This window comes from Luteimonas sp. TWI596 (assembly GCF_039674105.1).
Classification (GTDB): Bacteria; Pseudomonadota; Gammaproteobacteria; order Xanthomonadales; family Xanthomonadaceae; genus Luteimonas.
Genome location: NZ_JBDJMU010000003.1, coordinates 200,569 through 222,518, shown reverse-complemented (window position 1 = coordinate 222,518; position 21,950 = coordinate 200,569). Strand labels below are relative to the sequence as shown.

Genomic DNA, 21,950 nt, shown 5'->3' with positions numbered 1-21,950 from the left:
GCGGGCGCCGGATGCGCCTGCCGGCCGGTCGATCCGGCCGATTCAGGGGCTGCCGCCGCCGGCAGCGGCCGCGGCCGCGCGCGCGGCGTAGAGCGTGCCTGGGGGCGGCTGGCTGGTGAAGAAGGCATTGATCCCCTGCAGCACGGCGGCAGCGACGCGCCGCTGGTGGCCGGGGTCGAGCAGCCGCTTCTCCTCTTCGGGATTGGAGATGAAGCCCGTTTCGACCAGCATCGCCGGCATGTCGGCGTTGCGCAGCACCGAGAAGTTCGCGTACTCCACGTTCGCCTTGTGGGTCTTGCCGACATCGCGCAGCCCGGTCAGCACGTGCGTAGCGGCCTCCTGCGAGGCGCGCATGTGCCCGCTCTGCGCCATTTCGAGCAGGACGTTGGACAGCGTGTCCTTCTCCAGGCGCACACCGCCGACGAGGTCGGCGCTGTTCTCGCGGTCGGCCAGCCAGCGTGCCTGCTGCGAGGACGCCCCGCGCAGTGACAGGGTGTAGACCGAGGAGCCGTAGGCGGCGCGATTGAGCGCGGCGTCGGCATGGATCGACACGAACATGTCGGCTCTGGCCTGACGCGCCCGACGCGCGCGCTGCGGCAGCTCGACATAGCTGTCGTTGTCGCGGATCAGATGCGCGCGCATGCCGGGCGTGGCGTTGATCTGGCGCGCCAGTTCGCGCGAGATCGCCAGCACCACGTGCTTTTCGTAGGTGCCACCCGGCCCGATCGCCCCCGGATCCTGGCCGCCGTGCCCGGGATCGATCGCGATCACCAGCGGACGCATGCCCGGCCCGACCGTGGTCGGCAAGGGCGGGGCCGCATTGCGCGGCGCCGGCGCGGTGGCCTCGGGTGTGGGGGCAGGCGCCTGCGCGACTGGCGCAGCAGCGGGTGTCGGCGTCGGCGTCGGGGCAGGCGTCGAGGCCGATGCCGCGGGCTGCGGCGCAGGTGTGGCCGGCGCACGGGCGCGCGCCATCTCGGCGATCAGCCGCGAGGTCGCATCGTTGGACGCGAGAGCAGGATCGGGCGGCGGGGTGCGGGTGGCCGGGGCGCCAGCGGCGGGCACGGCGCCGGTAGCCGTCGGTGGTGCAGAGGCCTGGGCGGCGACCCGCGCGATCGGATCGGCATCGCCATCGCCGGGCCACTCGACGACCAAGCGAGTCCCGTCGCCGCCTTCTTCCAGGCGCGGCGTCATCGCCACGACCGGGCTGGCGAGATCGAACACGATCCGGGTCGTGCCGGCCACCGGTTGACCGGTCCGGACACTGCGCACCACGCCGCGCGAGGCCGGCAGCGCCAGGCCGCCGCGGAGCTTGGTGCCGGGCAGGTCGACCACGAGGCGGTCGGGATTGGCCAGCGAGATCACCGAGAATTCGGCCTTGCCGTCCAGCCGCAGTTCGGCCCGCGTCCCGGTCGCGCCGGTCTGCAGGTCAACACCACGCAACTCGGCGCCGTAGGCCAGGTTCCAGCACAGCGCCGCGAGCAGCGCGAGCGCCAGCAAGGCCTGAGACAGATTGATCCCCCGGATACGCATGGGGTTAGTCAATCATCGCCGCCAGGACAATGCAAGACGTTTTCCCTTGCAAATCCAGAGCCTGCGCACCCTTCCTACGGTTTCGGTTCAGAAAGGGCCGGCAAGCAGCCCGGTCGCCCGAGCGCCTCGCACCACTGTCGACCGGCCTCCGACAGCGGCGCCAGCGATGCGCTGCGCCCCTGGCCCGACAAGGCGAGACAGATCCGCAGATCCGGCCGCGGCAACGCGTCGGCGCCCCGCTCGGGCCATTCGATCAACCACAGCCGCGCGGGGACGTCGTCCAGGCCGAGAAACTCCAGCTCGCCGATGTCGCCGATGCGGTACAGATCCAGGTGCAATGCCTCGCCGCCCGCCACCGGGTAGCGCTCGACCAGCGTGTAGGTGGGGCTGCGGACGGTACCGGTCACGCCCAGTGCGCGCAGCCAGGCGCGCGCCAGCGTGGACTTGCCGGCGCCCAGGTCGCCTTGCAGATGCACGACCGCCGGCGTGGGGGCCGTGGCGGCGAGCGCCTGCGCGAAGGCCTGGGTCGCGGCCTCGCCGTCGAGTTGCCACAGGCTCATCGCCATGTCTCCAGGAACGTCGGATTGGCCAGCGGACGCAGCGCGGCGATCAGGTCGACCGGCAACAGGCCGCGCTCGCCGCCACTGCGCGCCGCGACATCGCCGGCGGCGGCATGCAGCAGGGCACCGCAGGCCGCGGCGGATTCGGGGTCGAGCCCCTGTCCGCGCAGCGCGGCGATCACGCCGGTCAGCGCATCGCCCATGCCGCCGGTCGCCATGCCCGGGTTGCCGGCGGCGACCAGCCACGGCATGCCGTCCGGCGCACAGATCAGTGTGCCCGCGCCCTTGAGCACGACGACCGCGCCAGTCTGGGCGGCGAGCCGGCGCACCGCGGCGGGTCGGTCGCGCTGGATGTCGACCGTCGCGGCGCCGAGCAGGCGCCCGGCCTCGCCCGGGTGCGGGGTCAGCACAGTGCCGGGCGGCAGCGCGCGCGGCATGGCGGCCAGCAGGCTCAGCGCGTCGGCGTCGAGCACCAGCGGCCGGCCGCTGCCCAGCACCTCGTCGTACAAGCCGTGACCCCAGGCGCCGCGCCCCAGCCCCGGCCCGAGCGCGACGACATCGGCGGCCTGGAGCAGATGCGCGAGCGTGGACGCGTTGTCGATACGGCGGACCATCGCCTCCGGACAGCGCACCAGCAGCGGGGCGACATGCGCCGCCTGGGTCGCGACCGACACCAGCCCGGCGCCGGCGCGCAGCGCGGCCTCGGTGGCCAACATCACCGCGCCGCCCATGCCGTGGTCGCCGCCCACGCACAGCACGCGGCCGGAGGCCCCCTTGTGGCTGTTGCGTAGACGCGGGCGCAGCCAGTGCGCCAGGTCGCCGGCCTCGATCCGGCGCGCGACGCCGGGCCCGGCGGCTGCCATCACGCCCGGATCGACGTCGAGTGCATCGAGTGCGAGTTCGCCGGCATGGTCGGGGCCGTCGCCGGTCTGCAGACCGACGCGTGCGGCGAGGAATTGCAACGTGACCTGCGCATGCACCGCGACACCGGGCGCACTGCCGCGGTCGCCGTCCAGGCCGCTGGGCACGTCGAGCGCCAGCACCGGCGCGGGCGTCGCCTCGATCGCGGCGATCAAGGCGGCGGCATCGGCATCGGGTGCGCGCGACAGACCGATCCCGAACAAGGCGTCGACGACCAGCCCGGCCGACGGCAGCGGGCCGCCAGCGAACGTCGCGATGCGTCCACCGGCCTCGACGAAGGCCGCGCACGCCGAACGCGAAAGCGCGGTCCGGGGCGCGTGCGTGTCGAGCCGAACCACCTGCACCTCGCAGCCGGCCGACTGCGCGTGCCGCGCGAGCACGTAGCCGTCGCCGCCGTTGTTGCCAGGCCCGCAGACCACGACCAGGGTGCGCACCTGCGGCCAGCGCCGCTGCAACAGGCGCCACGCGGCCAGCCCGGCGCGCGCCATCAGCACGCCGGCATCGCCGCCCTCGGCGGCGATCGCCGCGGTCTCGAGCGCGCGCACCCCCGCCGCGTCGTACAGCAGGGTTCCCGGCATGGACGCCGCGTTCGAGGCACAGGGAAGGCTCATCGCGCCGATTCTATACTTCAGGCATCGTGAGTCCCTGCCCCGACACCCCCGACGCCGCGCCACCGGCACGCCGCGCGCCCGAGCCGCAGCAGGTGGCCGCGCGCATCCGCGCGATCGCGGCCGAGCTGGGCTTCCAGCGCTGCGGCATCGCCGGCATCGAACTCGCCGAGGATGAAGCCCACCTGCGCGATTGGCTCGCCCAGGGGCTGTACGGCACGATGGACTGGATGGCGCGCCACGGCACGCTGCGCGCGCGCCCGGCCGACCTGCTGCCCGGCACCGTGCGGGTGATCTCGGTCGGGCTCGACTACGGCCGCAACGACGACGACAGCGCCTGGGAGACGCTGGCCGATGGCCGCCGCGCCTACGTCGCGCGCTACGCGCTCGGCCGCGACTACCACAAGCTCATGCGCAACCGGCTGCAGAAGTTCGCGCACCGCATCGCCGAGGAAATCGGCCCGTTCGGCCACCGGGTGTTCGTCGATTCGGCGCCGGTGCTCGAGCGTGCGCTCGCACGCAACGCCGGCCTGGGCTGGATCGGCAAGCACACCTGCCTGATCGACAAGCGCGGTGGCTCGTGGTTCTTCCTCGGCGAGATCTACGTCGACGTGCCGCTGCCGATCGATCCACCGGCGAGCGCGCACTGCGGCACCTGCACGCGCTGCATCGACGTCTGCCCAACGCAGGCGATCGTCGCGCCGTACCGGCTCGATGCGCGCCGCTGCATCTCGTACCTGACGATCGAACACGACGGCGCGATTCCCGAACCGCTGCGCGCGCCGATCGGCAACCGCATCTTCGGCTGCGACGACTGCCAATTGGTCTGCCCGTGGAACAAGTTCGCCAAGCGCCACGACGAACCCGACTTCCGCGCGCGCAACGGCCTGGACACCGCAAGCCTGGCCGATCTGTTCGCCTGGGACGAGGACGAGTTCCTGCAGCGCACCGAGGGCTCGCCACTGCGCCGCAGTGGGCATCGCCGCTGGCTGCGCAACATCGCCGTCGCCTTGGGCAATGCGCCGAGCACTCCCGACACCATCGCCGCACTGCGGACACGCCGGCAGTCGGGCGACGCGCTGGTCGACGCGCATGTCGAATGGGCGCTGGCGCGACACGACGCGCACTGACGAAGCGACACGACGCGCGCGGGTTCGCTCGATCGCGGCTGGCGAATGACGCGTGTCCTGGCGGCAGGTCAGCGTTGGCGCAATGACAAGGCCGCAAGGGCCCGCCCCCACCCGGCGCGCTGTGCGCGCCGACCTCCCCGCGCGCGCGGGAGGTGACTTCAGCATGCGGCGCGCGGCCGACTCCCACACGCACCGATACGCTTGTGCTCCTTCCCCCGCGCGCGGGGGAAGGCTGGGATGGGGGCGCTTTGTGCGACACGCCCATGGCTGAACTGGCGCGCTACGTACGTCGACCTCCCACGTGCGCGGGGGAGGCGGTCGCCACCGATCAGGCGTTGCGGCGGGCGCGCAGTTCGTCGAGCAGGGCGCGGGTGACCGGGTCGGCGATCTCGACGTCCTGGCCCTGCACCGCGGGCAGCAACTCGCCGGCGATGCGCTTGCCCAGTTCGACGCCCCACTGGTCGAAGGCGTTGATGCCCCACAGCACCGACTGCGCGTAGACGCTGTGCTCGTAGAGCGCGATCAGCGCGCCGAGACTGCGCGGGTCGAGCCGGTCGAGCAGCAACAGCGTCGACGGCCGGTTGCCGGGATACGACTTCTGCGGATCGTCGGCGGAGAACCCGTTGGCCAGCGCCTGCGCCTGGGCGAGCAGGTTCGACAGCAGCGCGGCATGGTTGTCGGTGTGCGGATGGGCCGGATTGACAACGCCGATGAAATCGGCCGGCACCGTCTGCGTCCCCTGGTGCAGCGCCTGGAAGAAACTGTGCTGCGAGTTGGTGCCCGGCCCGCCCCACAGCACCGGCACGGTGTCGAGCCCGACCGGCGCGCCCTCAGGCGTGACCGACTTGCCCAGGCTCTCCATCACCAACTGCTGCAAGTAGGCCGGCAGCAGCGCCAGCCGCTCGTCGTAGGGCAGCACGGCGTGCGTCGCCAAGCCCAGCGCATTGCGGTTCCACACACCGGCCAGTGCGTGCAGCAGCGGCAGGTTGCCGGCCAGCGGCGTCCGCAGCGCGTGGGCGTCCATTTCGGCCGCGCCGTCGAGCAAGGCGTCGAAACCATCGGCGCCGATCGCCAGCGCGATCGAAAACCCGACCGCCGACCACAGCGAGTAGCGACCGCCGACCCAGTCCCACATCGGCAGCACACGCTCGGGTGCGACGCCGAAGGCCTGCGCCCGCGGCACGTTGGCGCTGACCGCATACAGCCGCTCGCTGCCGCCCAGCCAATCGCGCACGACCGCGCCGTTGAGCAGGGTCTCCTGGGTGCCGAAGGTCTTGGAGACCAGGATCGCGGCGGTCTTCGCCGGATCCAGCTTCGCCAGGCGATGCTGGGCGTCGCTGCCGTCGACGTTGGTCAGGAAATGCACACGGAAACGACCGGTGCCGAAGTCCTTGAGCGCATCGACCACCAGCCGCGGGCCGAGATCGGAGCCGCCGATGCCGACGTTGACGATGTCGGTGACATCGGACGCCTCGAGCTGCGCGACCAGGGCGCGCATGCGCGTGCGCGCCGCGAGCGCCTGCTCGCGTGCATCGCGCGCCGCCGGCGCCTGCGACAGCGCCGAGCGCAGTGCGACGTGCAGCGCCGGGCGCTGCTCGGACGTATTGACGATGGCGCCGTCGAACAGCGCGCGCATCGCGGCCGCCAGCTCGGCCGACGCGCCAAGCGCGAGCAGCGCATCGCGGGCCTCGCGGTCGAAACGCTGGCGCGCGAAGCTGGCATAGAGCCCGCCCACGCGCAGCGCGAAGTCGCGCGGGCGCGCGGCGTCGGCGGCGATGAGGTCGGCGATACGCGCCGCGTCCAGGCGCCGCGCATGCGGCGCCAGCGCCTCGATGATCCGCCGCGCCGCCGTCGTCATCAGGCTGCCTGCGCCGGGATCGAATCGTTGGTGTGGGTCATCCGGTTCTGCCGATCGACGTAGACCAGGGTCGGCTTGAAATTGGCCACCTGTGCCTCGTCGAGCGCGCCGTAGGCGCAAATGATCACCAGATCGCCGACGCCAGCCTTGTGCGCGGCCGCGCCATTGACCGAAATGATGCCGCTGCCGGCCTCGGCGCGGATCGCGTAGGTCGCGAAGCGTTCGCCGTTGTTGATGTTGTAGATCTCGATGCGTTCGTATTCACGGATGCCCGACAGGTCGAGCAGATGGCCGTCGATCGCGCACGAGCCTTCGTAGTGCAGCTCGGCGTGGGTCACGGACGCGCGGTGGATCTTGGCTTTGAGCAGGGTCAGTTGCATGGCGGCGGCCGGATCGCGGCCTTGGCAAACGCGGGCGTTCCGCAGGAGTCGGCAAGTATAGGGGCCGTGTGCGGCATCGCAACATGCCGCCCGGGCACGCGAGCGGCGATTCAGCCGGCCGCAGACACCGGCGCCAGGCTGAATTCGAGGTTGTCGATCAACCGGGTGGTACCCAGCCGGGCCGCGAGCAATGCGACCGCCTCGGCATCGCCCGCCGCCAGCGGCCCGAGCGCGGGCGTGCGCACGACCGCGTAGTCGACCGCGAACCCCTGCGCGCTGAGCTGCGCTTCGGCGTCGGCCTCGACCTGGGCCGGCGCGCGGCCGGCACGCAGGTCATCGCGCATCGCCTGCAGCGTGCGATACAGCTGCGGCGCCCGTGCGCGCTGGTCGGCGTCGAGATACTGGTTGCGCGAGCTCAGTGCCAGCCCGTCGGCATCGCGGGCGATCGCGACCGGCAGCAACTGCACCGGGAACGCGAGCTCGGTCACCAGGTGCGCGATCACCGCCAGTTGCTGGTAGTCCTTGCGCCCGAACGCGGCGACATCGGGCTGCACCTGGTTGAACAGGCGCGCGACGACCGTCGCCACGCCATCGAAGTGGCCCGGCCGATGGGCGCCGTCGAGCACCTCGGTGATCCCGGGCACGCGCACGGTGACCGTGTTCGCCAGCCCCAGCGGATACATCGTCTCCACCGACGGCTGCCACAGCAGGTCGCAGCCCGCAGCGGCCAGCCCTTGCGCGTCCTGCTCGGGTGTCCGCGGATAGCGCGCGAAGTCCTCGTTGGGTCCGAACTGCGTGGGATTGACGAACACGCTGGCGACGACACGGTCGACCTGCGCGCGCAACGCCGCGACCAGCGAAAAGTGCCCCGCGTGCAGGTTGCCCATCGTCGGCACCAGGCCCACGCGCAGGCCCGCGCGCTTCCAGTCCGCGATACGGGCGCGCAGGACGCTCAGGCTGTCGACGGTTTCGATCATGGGGCGTGCGGATTGGAAAGCGAAGGCCGGCGGCGCTGCGCTCAGCTGTAGGAATGCTCGGGGCCGGGGAAGCTGCCGTCGCGCACAGCGGCGACGTACGCGCGCGCTGCGCCGGCGACCGAGCCGCCATCGGCCAGGAAGTCGCGGACGAACTTCGGCCGGCGATGGCCGCTGTCCAGGCCCAGCATGTCGTGCAGCACCAGCACCTGGCCGTCGCAGTTGGGACCTGCGCCGATGCCGATCGTCGGCACTGGCGAGGCGGCGGTGATCTCGGCGGCCAATGCAGCGGGCACGCCCTCGAGCACGATCAACGAAGCACCGGCCTCGGCAATCGCGAGCGCGTCCTCGCGCAGTGCCTGCGCGGCCGCCTCGCCGCGGCCCTGCACCTTGAATCCGCCCAAGCGCAGCACCGACTGCGGGGTCAGGCCCAGGTGCGCGCAGACCGGGATCTCGCGCTCGACCAGGAAGCGCACGACCTCACGCTTGCTCGCGCTCGCGCCTTCGAGCTTGACCATGCCGGCACCGGCCTGCAGCAACCGGGTGGAGGCGTTGAGCGCACGCTCGGGCGTCGCATCGGCCTGGAACGACAGGTCGGCGACGATGAGCGCGCGCCGGGTCGCCCGCGCCACGCAGGCCGTGTGATAGACCATGTCGTCGGTGGTGACCGGCAACGTCGAGCCGTGCCCCTGCACCACCATGCCCAGCGAATCGCCGACCAGCAGCAGGTCGACCCCGGCCGCATCGAAGGTGCGCGCAAATCCGGCATCGTAGGCGGTGAGCATCGAGAGCCGGCGACCCGCGGCGCGGGCCTCGAACAGCGCGGGCACGGTCACCGGCGCGGACATGTGGGGAGTGGTCATCGCACTAGGGTATCGCTTCGATGCCGCTTCGATCCATGCCCGCGAGGATGTCGGCGGCTGCGCCGACACCAGGAATCTGCGCATCCGGCGCGACATCGAGCAGCGGCACCAGCGCGAACGCGCGCGTATGCAGATGCGGATGCGGAACGATCAGTCCCGGCAATGCGAGCCTGGCATCGCCGTACAGCAGCAGATCCAGGTCGAGCGTACGCGGCCCCCAGCGATCGCGGCCATCGGGCGCGCGGCGTCGCCCCAGCGCCGTTTCGATCGACAACAGCATCTGGAGCAGCGCCATCGCCGGCAGGTCGGTCTCGAACACCGCCGCGGCGTTGATGAAGTCCGGCTGGTCGGTCACACCCCACGCGGGGGTGCGATAGAAGCGCGACAGCGCCCACCCCGAAATGCCGGGCAAGGCCGCCAGCGCACGCGCCGCGTCGCGCACCGTGGCCACCGCGTCGCCGAGATTGGCGCCCAACCCGACGCAGGCGTGCACGCGCGGCGCCTGCGCCGACCCGGTGCTCATCCGGCTGCGGCAGGCGCGCGCCGACGGCGGCGCTTGCGGCGTGGGGCCTGCCCCTCGCCGTCCTCTCCCTCGTCGCCCGGGAACAACGCGATCGCGTGGTCTGGATCGTGCTGGGCTTCCTGCCAGAACGCGACATCGGCGGCATGCGCATCGGAGGCCGCGCTGCGCAACACCAGGAAATCGAACGCGGCGCGGAAGCGCGGGTGCGACAGCATCCGGGTCACCCGCTTGCGCTGGCGCTGCGGGAAGCGCGCCTGCAGCAGCCAGATCTCCTGCATCGGCAGCGAGAACCGGCGCGGCAACGCGACCGTCGACAACTGGTGCAGCGTCACCCGGTCGGCCGCCCGGCGCTGGGCATCCACCGGCTGCACGCCCTCTGCCTGCAGCTTCATCAACGTGCGGCAGTACGCCGGCCACAGCAGGGTCGCGAACAGGAACGCCGGCGATACCGGGTCGCCGGCGGCAACGCGGGTGTCGGTCGAGCGCAGGCCCGCGACCACCATCGTGCGCAACGCGCCGCTGCGGTTGCTCGCCAACGCCTTGGCGGTCTCGGGGAACAACGCGCCCAGCAGGCCGTGCCGCTCCAGGCCTTCGAAACTGGCCACCGCGTGCCCGGACAAGAACAGCTTCAGGCATTCCTCGAACAGCCGCGCCGGCGCCGCTTCGGACAACAGCCCGGCAAGCTGCGGGATCGGCGCTGCGGTTTCGGGCGCGATCGAAAAGCCCAGCTTGGCCGCCAGCCGCACGGCGCGCAGCATCCGCACCGGGTCCTCGCGATAGCGCGTCTCCGGATCGCCGATCAACCGCAGCACGCGGTTCTCGACATCCTCGAAGCCGCCGACGTAGTCGCGCACCGAGAAGTCGGCGATCGCGTAATAGAGCGCGTTGGCGGTGAAGTCGCGCCGGACCGCATCGTCCTCGATCGTGCCGTAGACGTTGTCGCGCAGCAGGCGGCCATCGTCGTGGACCTCGCGGTCGCCGCTGCCGTCGTCGACGTTGGCACGGAAAGTGGCGACCTCGATGATCTCGCGACCGAACACCACGTGCGCCAGCCGGAACCGCCGCCCGATCAGCCGGCAGTTGCGGAACAGCGCCTTGACCTGCTCGGGTGTCGCGTCGGTCGCGACATCGAAATCCTTGGGCGCCAGGCCGACAAGAATGTCGCGCACCGCACCGCCGACCAGATAGGCGGCATGCCCGGCCTCGTGCAACCGGTAGAGCACACGCAGCGCGCTCTGGCTGATCTGCCGGCGCGAGATGATGTGCTGGTCGCGGGGGATGGTCCGCAACGCGGAGCCCGGAGTCGAATTGTCGTCGTGCATCAAATGAAAATTTTCCGTGGGCACCCGTTGCGGGGCCCGCAAGCCTGCTATACTAGCAAGCTGCACACGTCTTTCCGATGTTCTGCAGACCGGTCGTCCAACCGGTCGCCGCTTCGGCGGTACACCCAGCTCCCTTCGTCTAGAGGCCTAGGACGTGGCCCTCTCAAGGCTAAAACACGGGTTCGAATCCCGTAGGGAGCGCCATCTTCAAGAAAAGGCCCGCGCAAGCGGGCCTTTCTCGTGGCGCGTCGCCGACACCCTGGGAACGCCAGCCACCGCCCAAAACCGGGGTCAGAGTGCAATTTAGCCAAGCGAAATTGCACTCTGATCCCGGATTCGGCCCTGCCTCGACGCTCCGAAGTCGGGTTGCAAACGTCCGCATCAGCGGACGGCCGGCCGATGGCGCGCGCCCGAGTCAGGACAGGATGTCCTGACCGAGGGAAGAGCGGCTTCCGGCGGGTCGGCCGCTGCCCGTCCGAAGACGCCGCGCCGTCGTGTCAGTCAAGCGCTTCTTCGCTCGTCCAACATCACGTCCTGGACGCGCAAATGCGAATCCTTTCCACCGCAGCGCGGAGCCCTGCCTTAAACTTGACGCATTGCCGCGCGTTCGAAGATCTCCATGCCTTTCGTCGTCACCGAAAACTGCATCAAGTGCAAGTACACCGATTGCGTCGAAGTCTGCCCGGTGGACTGCTTCCATGAGGGCCCGAACTTCCTGGTCATCGACCCGGACGAGTGCATCGACTGCACCCTGTGCGAGCCCGAGTGCCCGATCAACGCGATCTACCCCGAGGACGATGTCCCCGCCGGCCAGGAACACTACGTCGCGCTGAACGCCGAACTGGCCCAGGTCTGGCCGGTGATCACCACGCGCAAGGACCCGCTGCCCGACGCCAAGGACTGGGAAGGCAAGCCGGGCAAGCTGCCGCTGCTCGAACGCTGAGCCGACCGGTCCGGCATCGCAACGAGAACGGGCGCCGCGAGGCGCCCGTTCTGCGTTTGCGGACCGGCCCGAAGGGACCGACGCCCAGCCTCAGTTGGCCAGCGCCGCGCGCAGCGCCGCGATCACGCGCTCGGGGCCTGCGCCGCTCGCCGCGACACCGCGCGGATCGACCGCCGACACCGTCGCCCCGCCCTGCCCGGCACCCACGCGCACCAGGAACTGGCTGCCCGCATAGGCGACCTCGTAGGTGCCCAGCGCCTGCGACTGGCTGTTGACGGTCACACCCTCGACCCCCGCCAACGCCTGACCGACGCGGGCGAACACCGCGTCGCGCTCGCCGGCCACGGTGAAGGCGACATTCGACGAGGCGGCCGCAACCGTCGCCGACTGGGTCGCCGAGCCGCCGGCCGGCGGCAACGCCATCGCGCCATCGGTGCGCGGCTGGTCGAGGTCCGGCGGCACTTCGAGCGGCCGGCTCTCGGGACTCTGCGCATACAGCGCGTTGTCCTTCTTGAACCAGCGGCAGCCGCTGGCGCCCACGACCGCGACGGCCAGGACGGCGATGGCGACGTAACGGATGGGGGAATGGGATCGACGCATGGGTGGAGTTCTCCTGGGAAATCAGGCGGCGCGCGCGCGGCAGGACCCTTCCAGGTCCGCCGCCAGTCGCGTCGCGTCGTCGGCCTGCGCGCGATGCGCCTCGGCCAGGGGGGTCAACGGCAGGCGCAGCCCGTGGCCGAAGCCCTGGCGCGCCAGTACCGCCTTGACCGGGATCGGATTGGACTCGATGCCCGAAAACGCGTGGATCGGCTGCAGTTGTGCATCCCAGGCCATGGCCTCGTCCGCACGCCCGGCCCGCGCCAGATCGCACAGGCGACGGAACGCGGCGGGCACGATATTGGACACCACCGAGATCGTGCCGTCGGCACCGGCCAGCATCGCGCGCGCAGCGGTGGGATCGTCGCCGCTGAGCACCGAGAACCCCTCGCCCTGCAGCGCCAGCAGCGCCTGCATGCGCGCCTGCCCGTTGTGCGCCTCCTTGATGCCGACGATGCGCGGATGCGTCGCCAGCCCGGTCACGGTTTCGGGCAACAGGTCGGTACCAGTCCGCCCCGGCACGTTGTAGAGCAGCACCGGCACGCCGCCATCGTCGGCGACTGCGCGGAAATGGGCGTCCAGACCTGCCTGGGTCGGGCGCACGTACGCCGGCACCACGACCAGCGCCGCATCGATGCCGAGCGCCGCCGCCCGACGGGTCAGCGCGACCGTCTTCGCCGTGCCCGGCTGACCGGTCCCGGCCAGTACCGGCACGCGGCCGGCGACCTGCGCGACCGTGGTGGCGATCAGCCAGTCGTATTCCTCGTCCTCCAGCGTCGCCGCCTCGCCGGTCGAGCCGGCGACCACCAGCCCCTGGGTGCCCGCTGCCAACTGTGCGTCCACCAGGCGTTTCCACGCCGACCGGTCGAGCGCGCCCGAGGGCGAGAACGGGGTGGCAAGGGCGGTGATGCTGCCGGAGAGTCGCAAGATGAGGCATCCAGGGCTTGGGGACGGGGCGACCGCGGTCGCCGGAACGCGCCCGTTGGGCGCACGAACGGCGGAAACACGCGGAAAATGCCGGCCGATGTTACTTGCGGCCGCGAAGCGCGGGCAAGTATGCTGACCGCGGCACCGGCCCCGGCCGGGTCGCCGTTCACCCTCCAGTCGCCCTCGACGCGCTTGCCGTCGAACAGATTCCCGCCGCGGACGCCGCCTTGACCGATTCCGATACCGCTTCACGGCCTGCGCCGAACGAGAACTACCTGCTCATCAACGCCTACACCACGCATCCGGCCTCGCCGCTGTTGTCGGTGTCGCGGCGGATCGCAGACAGCGGCTGCAATCTCGTCGACACCCGCCTGTCCACCGTGGGTCGCGATGTGTCGGTCACCGCGCTGGCCAATGGCCCATGGGACGCGGTCGCCAAGCTCGAGGCGATGCTCACCCGCCTGGAGCGCGAGGAAGGCCTGAAACTGATCTGGTACCGCACCGGCCCAAAGCCTGTGCAGTCGAACCTGCTGCCTTACGTGGTGGAAGTCGTCGCGGCCGACAAGCCGGGCATCCTGTATCAACTGGCGGATTTCTTCGACCGCCAGGGCATCACGATCGAGAGCCTGCACTCCTCGCGCTATCGCGCGATGCAGACCGGCGCGGACATGTTCTCGGCCCAGGTCACCATCGGCATTCCGTCGAACATGCACATCGCCGCGTTGCGCGACGATTTCCTCGAGTTCTGCGACCACCTCAATCTCGACGCCATCATGGACCCGATGAAGTTCTGATGCCGATGGCGCACCGCTTGCCTCCCGCATCGGCATCGCGCATCGTGATGCGCAACGCCACCGGCATGGAACGGCCGACTGTTCGATGAGCGCCACACCTCTCCCCGCCTCGACACTGCAGCTGCCGCTGGCCCTGTCCGGCGGTACGACCACCACGCTCGCCGCCTACGCGGGCCGCTGGCTGGTGCTGTACTTCTATCCCAAGGACGCCACGCCCGGCTGCACGACCGAGGGCCTGGACTTCAATGCGCTGCTGCCGCGCCTGCATGCGCTGGGGGCGGACGTGCTCGGTGTGTCGCGCGATTCGGTGCGCGCGCACGACAACTTCTGCGCCAAGCAGGGCTTCGCCTTCCCGCTGGTCAGCGATGCCGACGAGGCGCTGTGCCGCGCATTCGACGTCATCCGCGAAAAGACCATGTACGGTCGCAAGGTGCTGGGCATCGAGCGCAGCACGTTCCTGATCGACCCGTCGGGCTGCATCGAGGCGCAATGGCGCAAGGTCCGCGTCGCCGGCCATGCCCAGGCCGTGTTCGACGCGCTGCAGGCCGCGCAATCCCGGTGATCGCCCTTGCCCGCCCCGGCGGCCGCCGTCCCGGATTCCGGGCCATGGCGGCGGCGCCGTGCGCGATCGATATCGGCCGGTTGCCCGGCCTCACCCGTTCTCGACCGCCGGCGCGGATGCTGGCCTCGACCCTGTCTCCCTCCCCGCCCCGCCACGGAGCGCCGCGACCACGATGATGACCCAAGGCAAGCGTGTCTACGTCCTCGACACCAACGTGCTGATGCACGACCCCACGGCGCTGTTCAAGTTCGAGGAGCACGATGTCTACCTGCCGATGCAGGTGATCGAAGAGCTCGACAACGCCAAGAAGGGCACCAGCGAATCGAGCCGCAATGCCCGGCAGGTCAGCCGGTTCATCAACGAGCTGATCGAAGCCTCGGGCAGTGAGCGCATCGCCTCGGGCCTGCCGCTCGCCCGCCCCCAGGGCCTGCAACTGCGTGGCGCGGCCAGCGTCGGCCACCTGCGCTTCCAGACCACGGTGCCCCAGGAGGACAAGACCTCGTTCGGCGCGGTCGCCCCCGACAACCGCATCCTCGGCGCGATCCTCGCACTCAAGCGCGAGGCGCCCGACGGCACGGTGGTGTTCATCTCCAAGGACATCAACCTGCGGATCAAGGCCGCGATCGCCGGCATCGCCAACGAGGACTACGAGAACGATCGCGCGCTCGACGATTTCAGCCTGCTCTACACCGGCGCGACCGCATTGCCCGAGGACTTCTGGACCCGGCACGGCAAGGATCTGCGCTCGTGGACCGACAAGGGCCGCACGTTCTACGAACTCGCCGCAGACGAGGAGGACGGCTGGTATCCCAACCAGTTCCTGTACCTGCCCGGGGACGAAGAATCGGAGTTCCGGGTGGTGGCGGTCGAGGACGGCCGCGCGACGCTGCAGATCGTCGACGACTTCCGCCACAACCAGCATGCGGTCTGGGGCATCCTGGCGCGCAACCGCGAGCAGAACTTCGCGCTCAACGCGTTGATGGACCCGGATGTCGACTTCGTCACGCTGCTGGGGACCGCCGGCACCGGCAAGACCCTGCTGGCACTGGCTGCGGGTCTGGCGCAGACGATGGACCAGCAGCGTTATCGCGAGATCATCATGACCCGCGCGACGGTCAGCGTCGGCGAGGACATCGGCTTTCTGCCCGGCACCGAGGAAGAGAAGATGACGCCGTGGATGGGCGCGCTGACCGACAACCTCGAGGTGCTCACGCACAACCAGGACGGCGGCAGTTGGGGCCGCGCGGCGACCAACGACCTGCTGGCGTCGCGGATCAAGATCCGCTCGCTGAACTTCATGCGCGGACGCACGTTCCTCAGCCGCTACCTGATCCTGGACGAGGCGCAGAACCTCACGCCCAAGCAGATGAAGACCTTGATCACCCGCGCAGGCCCAGGGACCAAGATCGTGTGCCTGGGCAACGTCGAGCAGATCGATACGCCCTACCTGACCGAGACGACCTCGGGCCTGACCTACGCGGTGGACCGCTTCAAGCACTGGGCGCACAGCGCGCACATCACGCTGCGCCGCGGCGAGCGTTCGCGCCTGGCCGATTTCGCGTCCGAGGTCCTCTGACCCCAGCCATCAGCCGGGATGTGCCCGACCGATTGGGGTCCACACGACGCCGGCACCCGCGCTGCGGGTGTCGGCATCCCGCGGCTCGCTACCCGCCACCTCCAACCAGGGCTGTGACGGCTGGATTGATGTATCAGCCATCGATTTGAACCGCTCTGGCTTGCATCGGCTTTCGCTGCGATGCAACATGCCGGCATGCGCCCAGGGCCGCCGCCGTGATCTCCGCCACCCAGCTGCGCGCCGCGCGTGCCTTGCTCGGTCTCGACCAGCGAATGCTGGCGGCGCTGTCGGGCGTCTCGTTGCCGACGATCCAACGCATGGAGGCCAGCGCCGGCGATGTGCGCGGGTCGATCGCGACGCTGACCAAGATCGTCGACGCGCTGGAAGCGGCAGGCGTCGAGTTGATCGGCAACGACCGCCCCAGCCATGGGCGTGGCCGCGGTGTGCGGCTCAAGGACCCGGCATGAGCCCGTTCCGACCATCGAAGGCGGTGCGCTGAGGCGATGGGGATGCAGCTGCCACGCTGGGTCTGGGTGGGCGCAGTGACGCTGGCGTGCATCGCCGGCATGGTCAATGTGACCGGCTACCTGGGCTTCGAGCATCTGGCCGTCAGCCATCTCACCGGCACCACCAGCCTGCTCGGCGCCGCGCTCGCCGACGGCGACTGGCGCTCGGTGCGCCATCTGTGGGCGATGCTGATCGCCTTCAGCATCGGCGCGATGCTCAGCGGCCTGATCATCCAGGACAGTGCGCTGCGCCTGGGACGACGCTATGGCGTCGCGCTCGCCCTTGAGTCGGCGCTGCTGCTGGCCGCGGTCCCGCTGTTTTCGTCCCAGCCCCTCCACGGCGCGCTGTTGGCGGCAATGGCCTGCGGCCTGCAGAACGCGATGGTGACCACCTACAGCGGCGCGATCGTGCGCACGACCCATCTCAGCGGCATGTTCACCGACCTTGGCATCGGCCTGGGCCATCTGATCCGCGGCAAACCACTGCCGATGCGCCGGCTCACGCTCAGCGGACTGATCATCACCGGCTTCCTCGGCGGCGGCGTGCTCGGCACCTGGTTGTTCCGGGCGTTGCACTACCACGCACTGCTGATCCCGGCGGCGCTGACCGGCCTGACCGGTCTGAGCTATGTGGGCTACCGGCACTGGACGCTGGTGCGCGCTACGCGCCGCGTCGAGTGAACGTCTGCCCGTGCGCACAGGGCGTTGCGGCAGAATAGCGCCATGTCCGACACCCCTCGCGCCCCTTCCGCGCTCACCATCGCCGGCTCCGACTCGGGCGGCGGTGCAGGCATCCAGGCCGATCTGAAGACCTTCGCCGCGCACCGCGTGCACGGCCTGTCGGCGATCGCCGCGCTCACTGCGCAGCACACCCGCGGCGTGAGTGCGGTGCACGCGCCGCCGGTCGCATTCCTGCAGGCGCAGATCGACGCCTGCTTCGACGACTTCGACGTGCGCGCGGTGAAGATCGGCATGCTCGCCACCGCGTCGATCGTGGTCGCGGTGGCCGACGCGCTCGCCGCACATCCGCACGTCCCGGTGGTGCTCGACCCGGTGATGATCGCGACCTCCGGCGCCAAGCTGCTCGACGACGATGCGCTCGAAGCCCTGCGCACCCGGCTGCTGCCGCGTGCGACCGTGCTCACCCCCAACATCCCCGAGGCGGAACTGCTGCTCGGTTCGCCGATCGCCGATGCCGCCCGCGCCCGCACCGCACTGGGCGAGCTGCGCGCGCTCGGTGCGCGCGGCGTGCTGCTCAAGGGCGGCCACCTCGACGAGGGCGACCGCGTGGTGGACCGCTACGCCGACGCGCAGACGCAGTTCGAACACGGCGCGCCGCGCCTGGCGATCGACGGCCACGGCACCGGCTGCACGCTGTCGTCGGCGATCGCCGCGCAATTGGCGCTGGGCGCGTCGGCGGCGGACGCCTGCCGCCAGGGCATCGACTACGTGCACGCGACGATGCGCGACGCCTACCGGCCAGGGCGCAGCGCGGTCAGCGTGCTCGGCCACCTGGGGCCGATCGCCCGATGAGCACGCCGTCGCCGCCCCTGACCCTGGTCGCAGGCGACGGCCATCGCTACGAACTGATCGCGCGCGTGCCGGCTGTGCCACAGCGCAGCCTGCTCTGGCTGCCCGCGCTGGGCGTGGCGGCGCGCCACTACCTGCCGTTCGCCGAACGCCTGGCGGCGCGGGGCATCGCGGTGTTCCTGCACGAATGGCGCGGCATCGGCGCAAGCGCGCTGCGTGCAGGACGACACGTCGATTGGGGCTATCGCGAACTGCTGGCCGACATCGCCTGCAGCGAGGCGGCGATGCGCACGGCCGTCCCCAATGCTGGCCGCATCGTCGGCGGGCACAGTCTCGGCGGCCAACTCGCTTGCTGCCATCTGGCCTGTCGACCCGACGCGGCGCAGGCGCTGTGGCTGGTCGCCAGCGGCGCGCCGTACTGGCGCGCGTTCTCCGGCCCGCGCGCGCTCGCGCTGCCGGCGCTCTACCGGTTCCTGGCCTGGCTGTCGCGGGTCAACGGCGCACTGCCCGGTCGCCGGCTCGGCTTCGGCGGCAATGAGGCCCGCGGCGTCATCGCCGACTGGACGCGCAGCGGGCTGTCGGGCCGCTATTGCGCCGCCGGCCTGGACCTGGACTTGGACACCGCGCTGCATCGGGTCGATGTCCCGGTCGCGGCCGCCGTGCTGGTCGACGACTGGATGGCCCCGGCCTCCTCGTTGCGCTACCTGCTCGGCAAGCTCGCCACCCCGGCGCCGACGATCGCGACCTTCGATGCCCAGGCGCTGGGCATCGACGCCGATCATTTCGCCTGGATGCAGCGGCCCGATATGATCGCCGACTGGCTCGCGCAGCGCTGACCCGGTCGCCCCGGGGCGCTGCGCTAAACTGCGCTGTCCTCTTCCCGAACGTCCCCTCGTCCATGAGCGCAACGCCACCCGCACGCGACGACATCCGTATCTCCGTCGTCGGCCTGGGATACGTCGGCCTGCCGCTCGCGGTCGCGTTCGGGCGGCGCCATCCCACGCTGGGCTTCGACATCGACCAGGCGCGCATCGAGCAGTTGCAGGCCGGGCAGGACCATACCCGCGAGTTGTCCGAAGACCAACTGCGCGCGGCGAGCCACCTGCACTACAGCGCCGACCCGGCAGCGCTCGCGCGCTGCAACGTACACGTGATCACTGTGCCGACGCCGGTCGACGACTACCGCCGCCCGGATCTGTCGGCGCTGGAAAGCGCGAGCCGCGCGGTCGGCGCGACGCTCGCGGCCGGCGATGTGGTGATCTACGAATCCACGGTGTATCCGGGCGCGACTGAGGAGGTCTGCGTCCCGATCCTCGAACAGGCCTCGGGCCTGCGCTACCGCGACGACTTCCATGTCGGCTACAGCCCTGAGCGCATCAACCCGGGCGACAAGCTGCACCGCCTGGAGAACACACTGAAGGTCACCGCCGGTTCGTCGCCTGAGGCGGCCGATTTTGTCGATGCGCTGTATCGCGACATCGTCCAGGCCGGTACGCACCGGGTCTCGAGCATTCGCGTGGCCGAGGCGGCGAAGGTCATCGAGAACACCCAGCGCGACGTCAACATCGCGCTGGTCAACGAACTGGCACTGATCTTCGAGCGGCTCGGCATCGATACCTACGAGGTGCTCGAAGCAGCCGGCACGAAATGGAACTTCCTGCCGTTCCGCCCCGGCCTGGTCGGCGGCCACTGCATCGGCGTCGATCCCTACTACCTCACCCACAAGGCCCAGCAGATCGGCTACCACCCGGAGGTCATCCTCGCCGGACGCCGCATCAACGACAGCATGGGCCTGCACGTGGCCCAGCGGCTGGTGAAGCTGATGCAGCAGCGCGGTATCCAGACCGCCGGCGCACGCGTGCTGGTGCTGGGCCTGGCCTTCAAGGAAAACTGCCCGGACCTGCGCAACACGCGCGTGGTCGACGTCGTCGCCGAACTGCGCAGCTATGGCGTCGAAGTGGACGTGCACGACCCCTGGGTGGCCCCGGCCTATGCCGAGCACGAGTACGGCCTGCGCCCGGTCGCTGTGCCCGAGGCGGGCGCCTACGACGCCATCGTGCTGGCGGTCGCCCACAGCCAGTTCCGCGAACTCGGCAGTGCAGGCATCCGCGCCTACGGCAAGCCCGGCGCGGTGCTGTTCGACGTCAAGGCGATCCTGCCGGCCGACGAGGTCGACGCACGGCTGTAGCGCCGCCCCCTATGCGCGCTTGACGCCGCGCGAGCGCCGCCGTCAAGCGCGGTGATAGGGATGGTTGGCCAGCATCGCCGCAGCGCGGTAGAGCTGTTCGGCCAGCACCAGTCGCACCAGCATGTGCGGCAAGGTCAGCGGCCCCAACGACCAGCGCTCGTCGGCGCGCGCCAGCACCGCATCGGCGTGGCCTTCCGGTCCGCCGATCAGGAAGGCCAGATCCCGCCCCTGCGCCCGCCAGTGTTCCAGCCGCTGGGCGAGGTCCTCGGACGAATGCATGCGGCCGCGGCCGTCGAGCGCCACCACCAGCGCATTGCGTGGCAGCGCGGCGAGCACGCGCGCCCCCTCGTCGGCCATCGCACGCGCCGTGTCGCGGCCCTTGCCGCGCAGGCCCGGCTCGACCTCGACCAGGTCCAGCGGCAACCAGTGCGACAGGCGCTTGCGGTACTCGCCGAAGCCATCGACCACCCAGCCGGGGGCACGCTCGCCGACCGCGACCAGTCGGGCCTTCATGCAGTCATGCGCGGCAGACGGCCATCGGCCGGGGCCGAACGCCGATTCACCCGTCGCTGCGCGGCTCGCCGGCGCCCGGTGGCTGGTCGCCGACGGTCCACAGGCGCTCGAGCGCGTAGAACTCGCGCACGCGCGGCAGCATGACGTGCACGACCACATCGCCCAGGTCGACGAGCACCCACTCGGCCTCGCGTTCGCCCTCGACGCCGAGCGGCTGGCAGTCAAGCTGCTTGGCGCGCTTGACGACCTCATCGGCGATCGACTTCACGTGGCGGCTGGAGGTGCCGGAGGCGACGACCATGAAGTCGCAGACGCTGCTGCGGCCCCGCACGTCGATATCGACGACATCGACGGCCTTGAGGTGGTCGACCGCGTCGAGCGCGGTGCGGAGCAGAACATCTGCCGCCGGCGGCGGCTCGGGCAGACGGGTCTTGATGACGTGGGCGGTATCGGACAAGGGATCGGGACTCGGAAAGTGCGGCGTGGATTATAGCGGAGCGCCCGGCGGCGGCCGGTACAGCCCCTTCTCCTGGATGAATGCGGCCACCGCGTCAGGCACCAGGCCCACCAGCGGTGCACCGGCGGCCGCCCGTGCGCGCACCTGCGTGGCCGAGACCGGATGCAGCGGCTGGCGCAGGCGCAGTACCCGCCCGGCCGGGGTCGCCGACAGCGCCGCCGGGTCATCGGTCCAGCGATCGGCCAGGCAGGCCGCCAACGCCGGCGCCAGCGCACCGTCCAGGCCGCTGCCTGGACGCTCGGCGACCACCAGGTGCGCCAACGCGAACAGCGCCTGCCAGCGATGCCAGCCGGGCAGGCCCAGCAGGCTGTCGGCACCGACCAGCCAGGCCAGCGGCCGGGCATCGCCCAGGCGCGCGCGCAGCGCGGCCAAGGTGTCGACGGTGTAGCTGCGGCCGCCACGCTGCAGTTCCTCCGGATCGAGCAGCAGGCCCGGCTCGCCGTCGATCGCCAGCGCGATCATCGCCGCGCGCTGCGCGGCATCGGCACCGGGCGGCGCGCGATGCGGCGGGTCGGCAGCGGGCATCAGCCGGACCGTGCAGCCCAGCGCGTCGCGCGCGGCCCGCGCGATCGCCAGATGGCCGCAATGCAGCGGATCGAAGGTGCCGCCGTAGACCAGGTAGAGCATC

The 21,950-nt window shown here is 70.8% G+C and carries 24 protein-coding genes and 1 tRNA gene; 11 read left to right on the top strand and 14 right to left on the bottom strand.

What is annotated here, in order from left to right; genetic code table 11:
• Positions 1 to 42: 42 nt before the first annotated feature.
• From ABE487_RS03705 to ABE487_RS03695, 3 genes are all read right to left on the bottom strand, one after another.
• Positions 43 to 1,530: an N-acetylmuramoyl-L-alanine amidase gene (locus ABE487_RS03705; protein WP_346452350.1), complete on the bottom strand. Its 1,488-nt coding sequence runs from the start codon at positions 1,528 to 1,530 to the stop codon at positions 43 to 45.
• Between the two features lie 74 nt (positions 1,531 to 1,604).
• The gene (tsaE, locus tag ABE487_RS03700) at positions 1,605 to 2,090 is read right to left on the bottom strand and encodes a tRNA (adenosine(37)-N6)-threonylcarbamoyltransferase complex ATPase subunit type 1 TsaE (protein WP_346443925.1); all 486 of its coding nucleotides are present in this window, start codon (positions 2,088 to 2,090) and stop codon (positions 1,605 to 1,607) included.
• Entirely contained in the window at positions 2,087 to 3,622 is a 1,536-nt protein-coding gene (locus tag ABE487_RS03695) for an NAD(P)H-hydrate dehydratase (protein ID WP_346443923.1), read from the bottom strand. Before ABE487_RS03695 ends, tsaE begins: the two co-directional genes overlap by 4 nt.
• A 26-nt stretch (positions 3,623 to 3,648) precedes the next feature.
• On the opposite strand from ABE487_RS03695, the gene queG reads away from it, so the two are divergent.
• Complete coding sequence (queG, locus tag ABE487_RS03690) at positions 3,649 to 4,749, top strand: tRNA epoxyqueuosine(34) reductase QueG (protein WP_346443921.1); 1,101 nt, start codon at positions 3,649 to 3,651, stop codon at positions 4,747 to 4,749.
• Between the two features lie 328 nt (positions 4,750 to 5,077).
• Here queG and pgi read toward each other — a convergent pair whose 3' ends face one another.
• From pgi to pcnB, 6 genes are all read right to left on the bottom strand, one after another.
• Positions 5,078 to 6,607, bottom strand: coding sequence for a glucose-6-phosphate isomerase (pgi, locus tag ABE487_RS03685; protein ID WP_346452349.1), 1,530 nt, complete (start codon positions 6,605 to 6,607; stop codon positions 5,078 to 5,080).
• Complete coding sequence (gene panD, locus ABE487_RS03680) at positions 6,607 to 6,987, bottom strand: aspartate 1-decarboxylase (RefSeq protein ID WP_346443918.1); 381 nt, start codon at positions 6,985 to 6,987, stop codon at positions 6,607 to 6,609. Before panD ends, pgi begins: the two co-directional genes overlap by 1 nt.
• A 110-nt stretch (positions 6,988 to 7,097) precedes the next feature.
• Entirely contained in the window at positions 7,098 to 7,964 is an 867-nt protein-coding gene (panC, locus tag ABE487_RS03675; protein ID WP_346443917.1) for a pantoate--beta-alanine ligase, read from the bottom strand.
• 41 nt (positions 7,965 to 8,005) lie between these two features.
• Positions 8,006 to 8,824 (bottom strand): 3-methyl-2-oxobutanoate hydroxymethyltransferase, encoded by an 819-nt coding sequence (gene panB, locus ABE487_RS03670; RefSeq protein ID WP_346443915.1) that lies wholly within the window; start codon positions 8,822 to 8,824, stop codon positions 8,006 to 8,008.
• Between the two features lie 4 nt (positions 8,825 to 8,828).
• Positions 8,829 to 9,347, bottom strand: a complete 519-nt coding sequence (folK, locus tag ABE487_RS03665; protein ID WP_346443914.1) for a 2-amino-4-hydroxy-6-hydroxymethyldihydropteridine diphosphokinase — start codon at positions 9,345 to 9,347, stop codon at positions 8,829 to 8,831.
• Positions 9,344 to 10,669, bottom strand: a complete 1,326-nt coding sequence (gene pcnB, locus ABE487_RS03660) for a polynucleotide adenylyltransferase PcnB (RefSeq protein WP_346443912.1) — start codon at positions 10,667 to 10,669, stop codon at positions 9,344 to 9,346. The genes folK and pcnB overlap by 4 nt, the downstream gene beginning before the upstream one ends.
• 128 nt (positions 10,670 to 10,797) lie before the next feature.
• Here pcnB and ABE487_RS03655 point away from each other — a divergent pair.
• Together ABE487_RS03655 and fdxA are read left to right on the top strand one after the other, a co-directional pair.
• Positions 10,798 to 10,873 (top strand) — tRNA-Glu (locus ABE487_RS03655).
• Positions 10,874 to 11,288: 415 nt separating this feature from the next.
• On the top strand, positions 11,289 to 11,612 hold the full coding sequence (gene fdxA, locus ABE487_RS03650) for a ferredoxin FdxA (RefSeq protein WP_346443910.1): 324 nt from the start codon (positions 11,289 to 11,291) through the stop codon (positions 11,610 to 11,612).
• Positions 11,613 to 11,702: 90 nt separating this feature from the next.
• On the opposite strand, the gene ABE487_RS03645 is transcribed toward fdxA, so the two are convergent.
• Complete coding sequence (locus tag ABE487_RS03645) at positions 11,703 to 12,212, bottom strand: hypothetical protein (protein WP_346452626.1); 510 nt, start codon at positions 12,210 to 12,212, stop codon at positions 11,703 to 11,705.
• 21 nt (positions 12,213 to 12,233) lie between these two features.
• Positions 12,234 to 13,136 (bottom strand): 4-hydroxy-tetrahydrodipicolinate synthase, encoded by a 903-nt coding sequence (gene dapA, locus ABE487_RS03640; protein WP_346452625.1) that lies wholly within the window; start codon positions 13,134 to 13,136, stop codon positions 12,234 to 12,236.
• Positions 13,137 to 13,342: 206 nt separating this feature from the next.
• On the opposite strand from dapA, the gene ABE487_RS03635 reads away from it, so the two are divergent.
• The 8 genes from ABE487_RS03635 (at position 13,343) to ABE487_RS03600 (ending at position 20,292) form a co-directional block, all read left to right on the top strand.
• Positions 13,343 to 13,930, top strand: coding sequence for a glycine cleavage system protein R (locus ABE487_RS03635; RefSeq protein WP_183426267.1), 588 nt, complete (start codon positions 13,343 to 13,345; stop codon positions 13,928 to 13,930).
• An 85-nt stretch (positions 13,931 to 14,015) separates the two neighbouring features.
• Complete coding sequence (locus ABE487_RS03630; RefSeq protein ID WP_346446575.1) at positions 14,016 to 14,492, top strand: peroxiredoxin; 477 nt, start codon at positions 14,016 to 14,018, stop codon at positions 14,490 to 14,492.
• A 175-nt stretch (positions 14,493 to 14,667) separates the two neighbouring features.
• Positions 14,668 to 16,068, top strand: coding sequence for a PhoH family protein (locus tag ABE487_RS03625; RefSeq protein ID WP_346444018.1), 1,401 nt, complete (start codon positions 14,668 to 14,670; stop codon positions 16,066 to 16,068).
• Between the two features lie 215 nt (positions 16,069 to 16,283).
• The gene (locus ABE487_RS03620) at positions 16,284 to 16,535 is read left to right on the top strand and encodes a helix-turn-helix transcriptional regulator (protein WP_346443902.1); all 252 of its coding nucleotides are present in this window, start codon (positions 16,284 to 16,286) and stop codon (positions 16,533 to 16,535) included.
• A 36-nt stretch (positions 16,536 to 16,571) separates the two neighbouring features.
• Positions 16,572 to 17,255: a YoaK family protein gene (locus ABE487_RS03615; RefSeq protein ID WP_346443900.1), complete on the top strand. Its 684-nt coding sequence runs from the start codon at positions 16,572 to 16,574 to the stop codon at positions 17,253 to 17,255.
• 42 nt (positions 17,256 to 17,297) lie between these two features.
• Positions 17,298 to 18,107, top strand: a complete 810-nt coding sequence (gene thiD, locus ABE487_RS03610; RefSeq protein WP_346452624.1) for a bifunctional hydroxymethylpyrimidine kinase/phosphomethylpyrimidine kinase — start codon at positions 17,298 to 17,300, stop codon at positions 18,105 to 18,107.
• Positions 18,104 to 18,940, top strand: a complete 837-nt coding sequence (locus tag ABE487_RS03605) for an alpha/beta hydrolase (RefSeq protein ID WP_346452623.1) — start codon at positions 18,104 to 18,106, stop codon at positions 18,938 to 18,940. The genes thiD and ABE487_RS03605 overlap by 4 nt, the downstream gene beginning before the upstream one ends.
• Before the next feature lie 62 nt (positions 18,941 to 19,002).
• The gene (locus tag ABE487_RS03600) at positions 19,003 to 20,292 is read left to right on the top strand and encodes a nucleotide sugar dehydrogenase (protein WP_346446580.1); all 1,290 of its coding nucleotides are present in this window, start codon (positions 19,003 to 19,005) and stop codon (positions 20,290 to 20,292) included.
• 42 nt (positions 20,293 to 20,334) lie between these two features.
• Here ABE487_RS03600 and rlmH read toward each other — a convergent pair whose 3' ends face one another.
• From rlmH to nadD, 3 genes are read right to left on the bottom strand one after another with little or no spacing between them, the layout of a single operon-like run.
• The gene (gene rlmH / locus ABE487_RS03595) at positions 20,335 to 20,805 is read right to left on the bottom strand and encodes a 23S rRNA (pseudouridine(1915)-N(3))-methyltransferase RlmH (protein WP_346443894.1); all 471 of its coding nucleotides are present in this window, start codon (positions 20,803 to 20,805) and stop codon (positions 20,335 to 20,337) included.
• Between the two features lie 46 nt (positions 20,806 to 20,851).
• A complete protein-coding gene (gene rsfS, locus ABE487_RS03590; protein ID WP_337244929.1) occupies positions 20,852 to 21,262 on the bottom strand; it encodes a ribosome silencing factor in 411 nt (136 codons plus the stop codon).
• A gap of 30 nt (positions 21,263 to 21,292) precedes the next feature.
• Positions 21,293 to 21,949, bottom strand: coding sequence for a nicotinate-nucleotide adenylyltransferase (nadD, locus tag ABE487_RS03585; RefSeq protein ID WP_346443893.1), 657 nt, complete (start codon positions 21,947 to 21,949; stop codon positions 21,293 to 21,295).
• Between the last annotated feature and the right edge of the window lies 1 nt (position 21,950).

Excerpts from the sequence above, each read along its gene's own strand:
- tsaE (WP_346443925.1), bottom strand. The coding sequence starts at position 2,090 with ATGAGCCTGTGGCAACTCGACGGCGAGGCCGCGACCCAGGCCTTCGCG.
- ABE487_RS03600 (WP_346446580.1), top strand. The coding sequence starts at position 19,003 with ATGAGCGCAACGCCACCCGCACGCGACGACATCCGTATCTCCGTCGTC.
- ABE487_RS03705 (WP_346452350.1), bottom strand. The coding sequence starts at position 1,530 with ATGCGTATCCGGGGGATCAATCTGTCTCAGGCCTTGCTGGCGCTCGCG.
- folK (WP_346443914.1), bottom strand. The coding sequence starts at position 9,347 with ATGAGCACCGGGTCGGCGCAGGCGCCGCGCGTGCACGCCTGCGTCGGG.
- panB (WP_346443915.1), bottom strand. The coding sequence starts at position 8,824 with ATGACCACTCCCCACATGTCCGCGCCGGTGACCGTGCCCGCGCTGTTC.
- panC (WP_346443917.1), bottom strand. The coding sequence starts at position 7,964 with ATGATCGAAACCGTCGACAGCCTGAGCGTCCTGCGCGCCCGTATCGCG.
- thiD (WP_346452624.1), top strand. The coding sequence starts at position 17,298 with ATGTCCGACACCCCTCGCGCCCCTTCCGCGCTCACCATCGCCGGCTCC.
- ABE487_RS03615 (WP_346443900.1), top strand. The coding sequence starts at position 16,572 with ATGGGGATGCAGCTGCCACGCTGGGTCTGGGTGGGCGCAGTGACGCTG.
- rlmH (WP_346443894.1), bottom strand. The coding sequence starts at position 20,805 with ATGAAGGCCCGACTGGTCGCGGTCGGCGAGCGTGCCCCCGGCTGGGTG.
- panD (WP_346443918.1), bottom strand. The coding sequence starts at position 6,987 with ATGCAACTGACCCTGCTCAAAGCCAAGATCCACCGCGCGTCCGTGACC.
- ABE487_RS03605 (WP_346452623.1), top strand. The coding sequence starts at position 18,104 with ATGAGCACGCCGTCGCCGCCCCTGACCCTGGTCGCAGGCGACGGCCAT.
- ABE487_RS03630 (WP_346446575.1), top strand. The coding sequence starts at position 14,016 with ATGAGCGCCACACCTCTCCCCGCCTCGACACTGCAGCTGCCGCTGGCC.
- ABE487_RS03645 (WP_346452626.1), bottom strand. The coding sequence starts at position 12,212 with ATGCGTCGATCCCATTCCCCCATCCGTTACGTCGCCATCGCCGTCCTG.
- fdxA (WP_346443910.1), top strand. The coding sequence starts at position 11,289 with ATGCCTTTCGTCGTCACCGAAAACTGCATCAAGTGCAAGTACACCGAT.
- pcnB (WP_346443912.1), bottom strand. The coding sequence starts at position 10,669 with ATGCACGACGACAATTCGACTCCGGGCTCCGCGTTGCGGACCATCCCC.
- ABE487_RS03625 (WP_346444018.1), top strand. The coding sequence starts at position 14,668 with ATGACCCAAGGCAAGCGTGTCTACGTCCTCGACACCAACGTGCTGATG.
- ABE487_RS03695 (WP_346443923.1), bottom strand. The coding sequence starts at position 3,622 with ATGAGCCTTCCCTGTGCCTCGAACGCGGCGTCCATGCCGGGAACCCTG.
- nadD (WP_346443893.1), bottom strand. The coding sequence starts at position 21,949 with ATGCTCTACCTGGTCTACGGCGGCACCTTCGATCCGCTGCATTGCGGC.
- pgi (WP_346452349.1), bottom strand. The coding sequence starts at position 6,607 with ATGACGACGGCGGCGCGGCGGATCATCGAGGCGCTGGCGCCGCATGCG.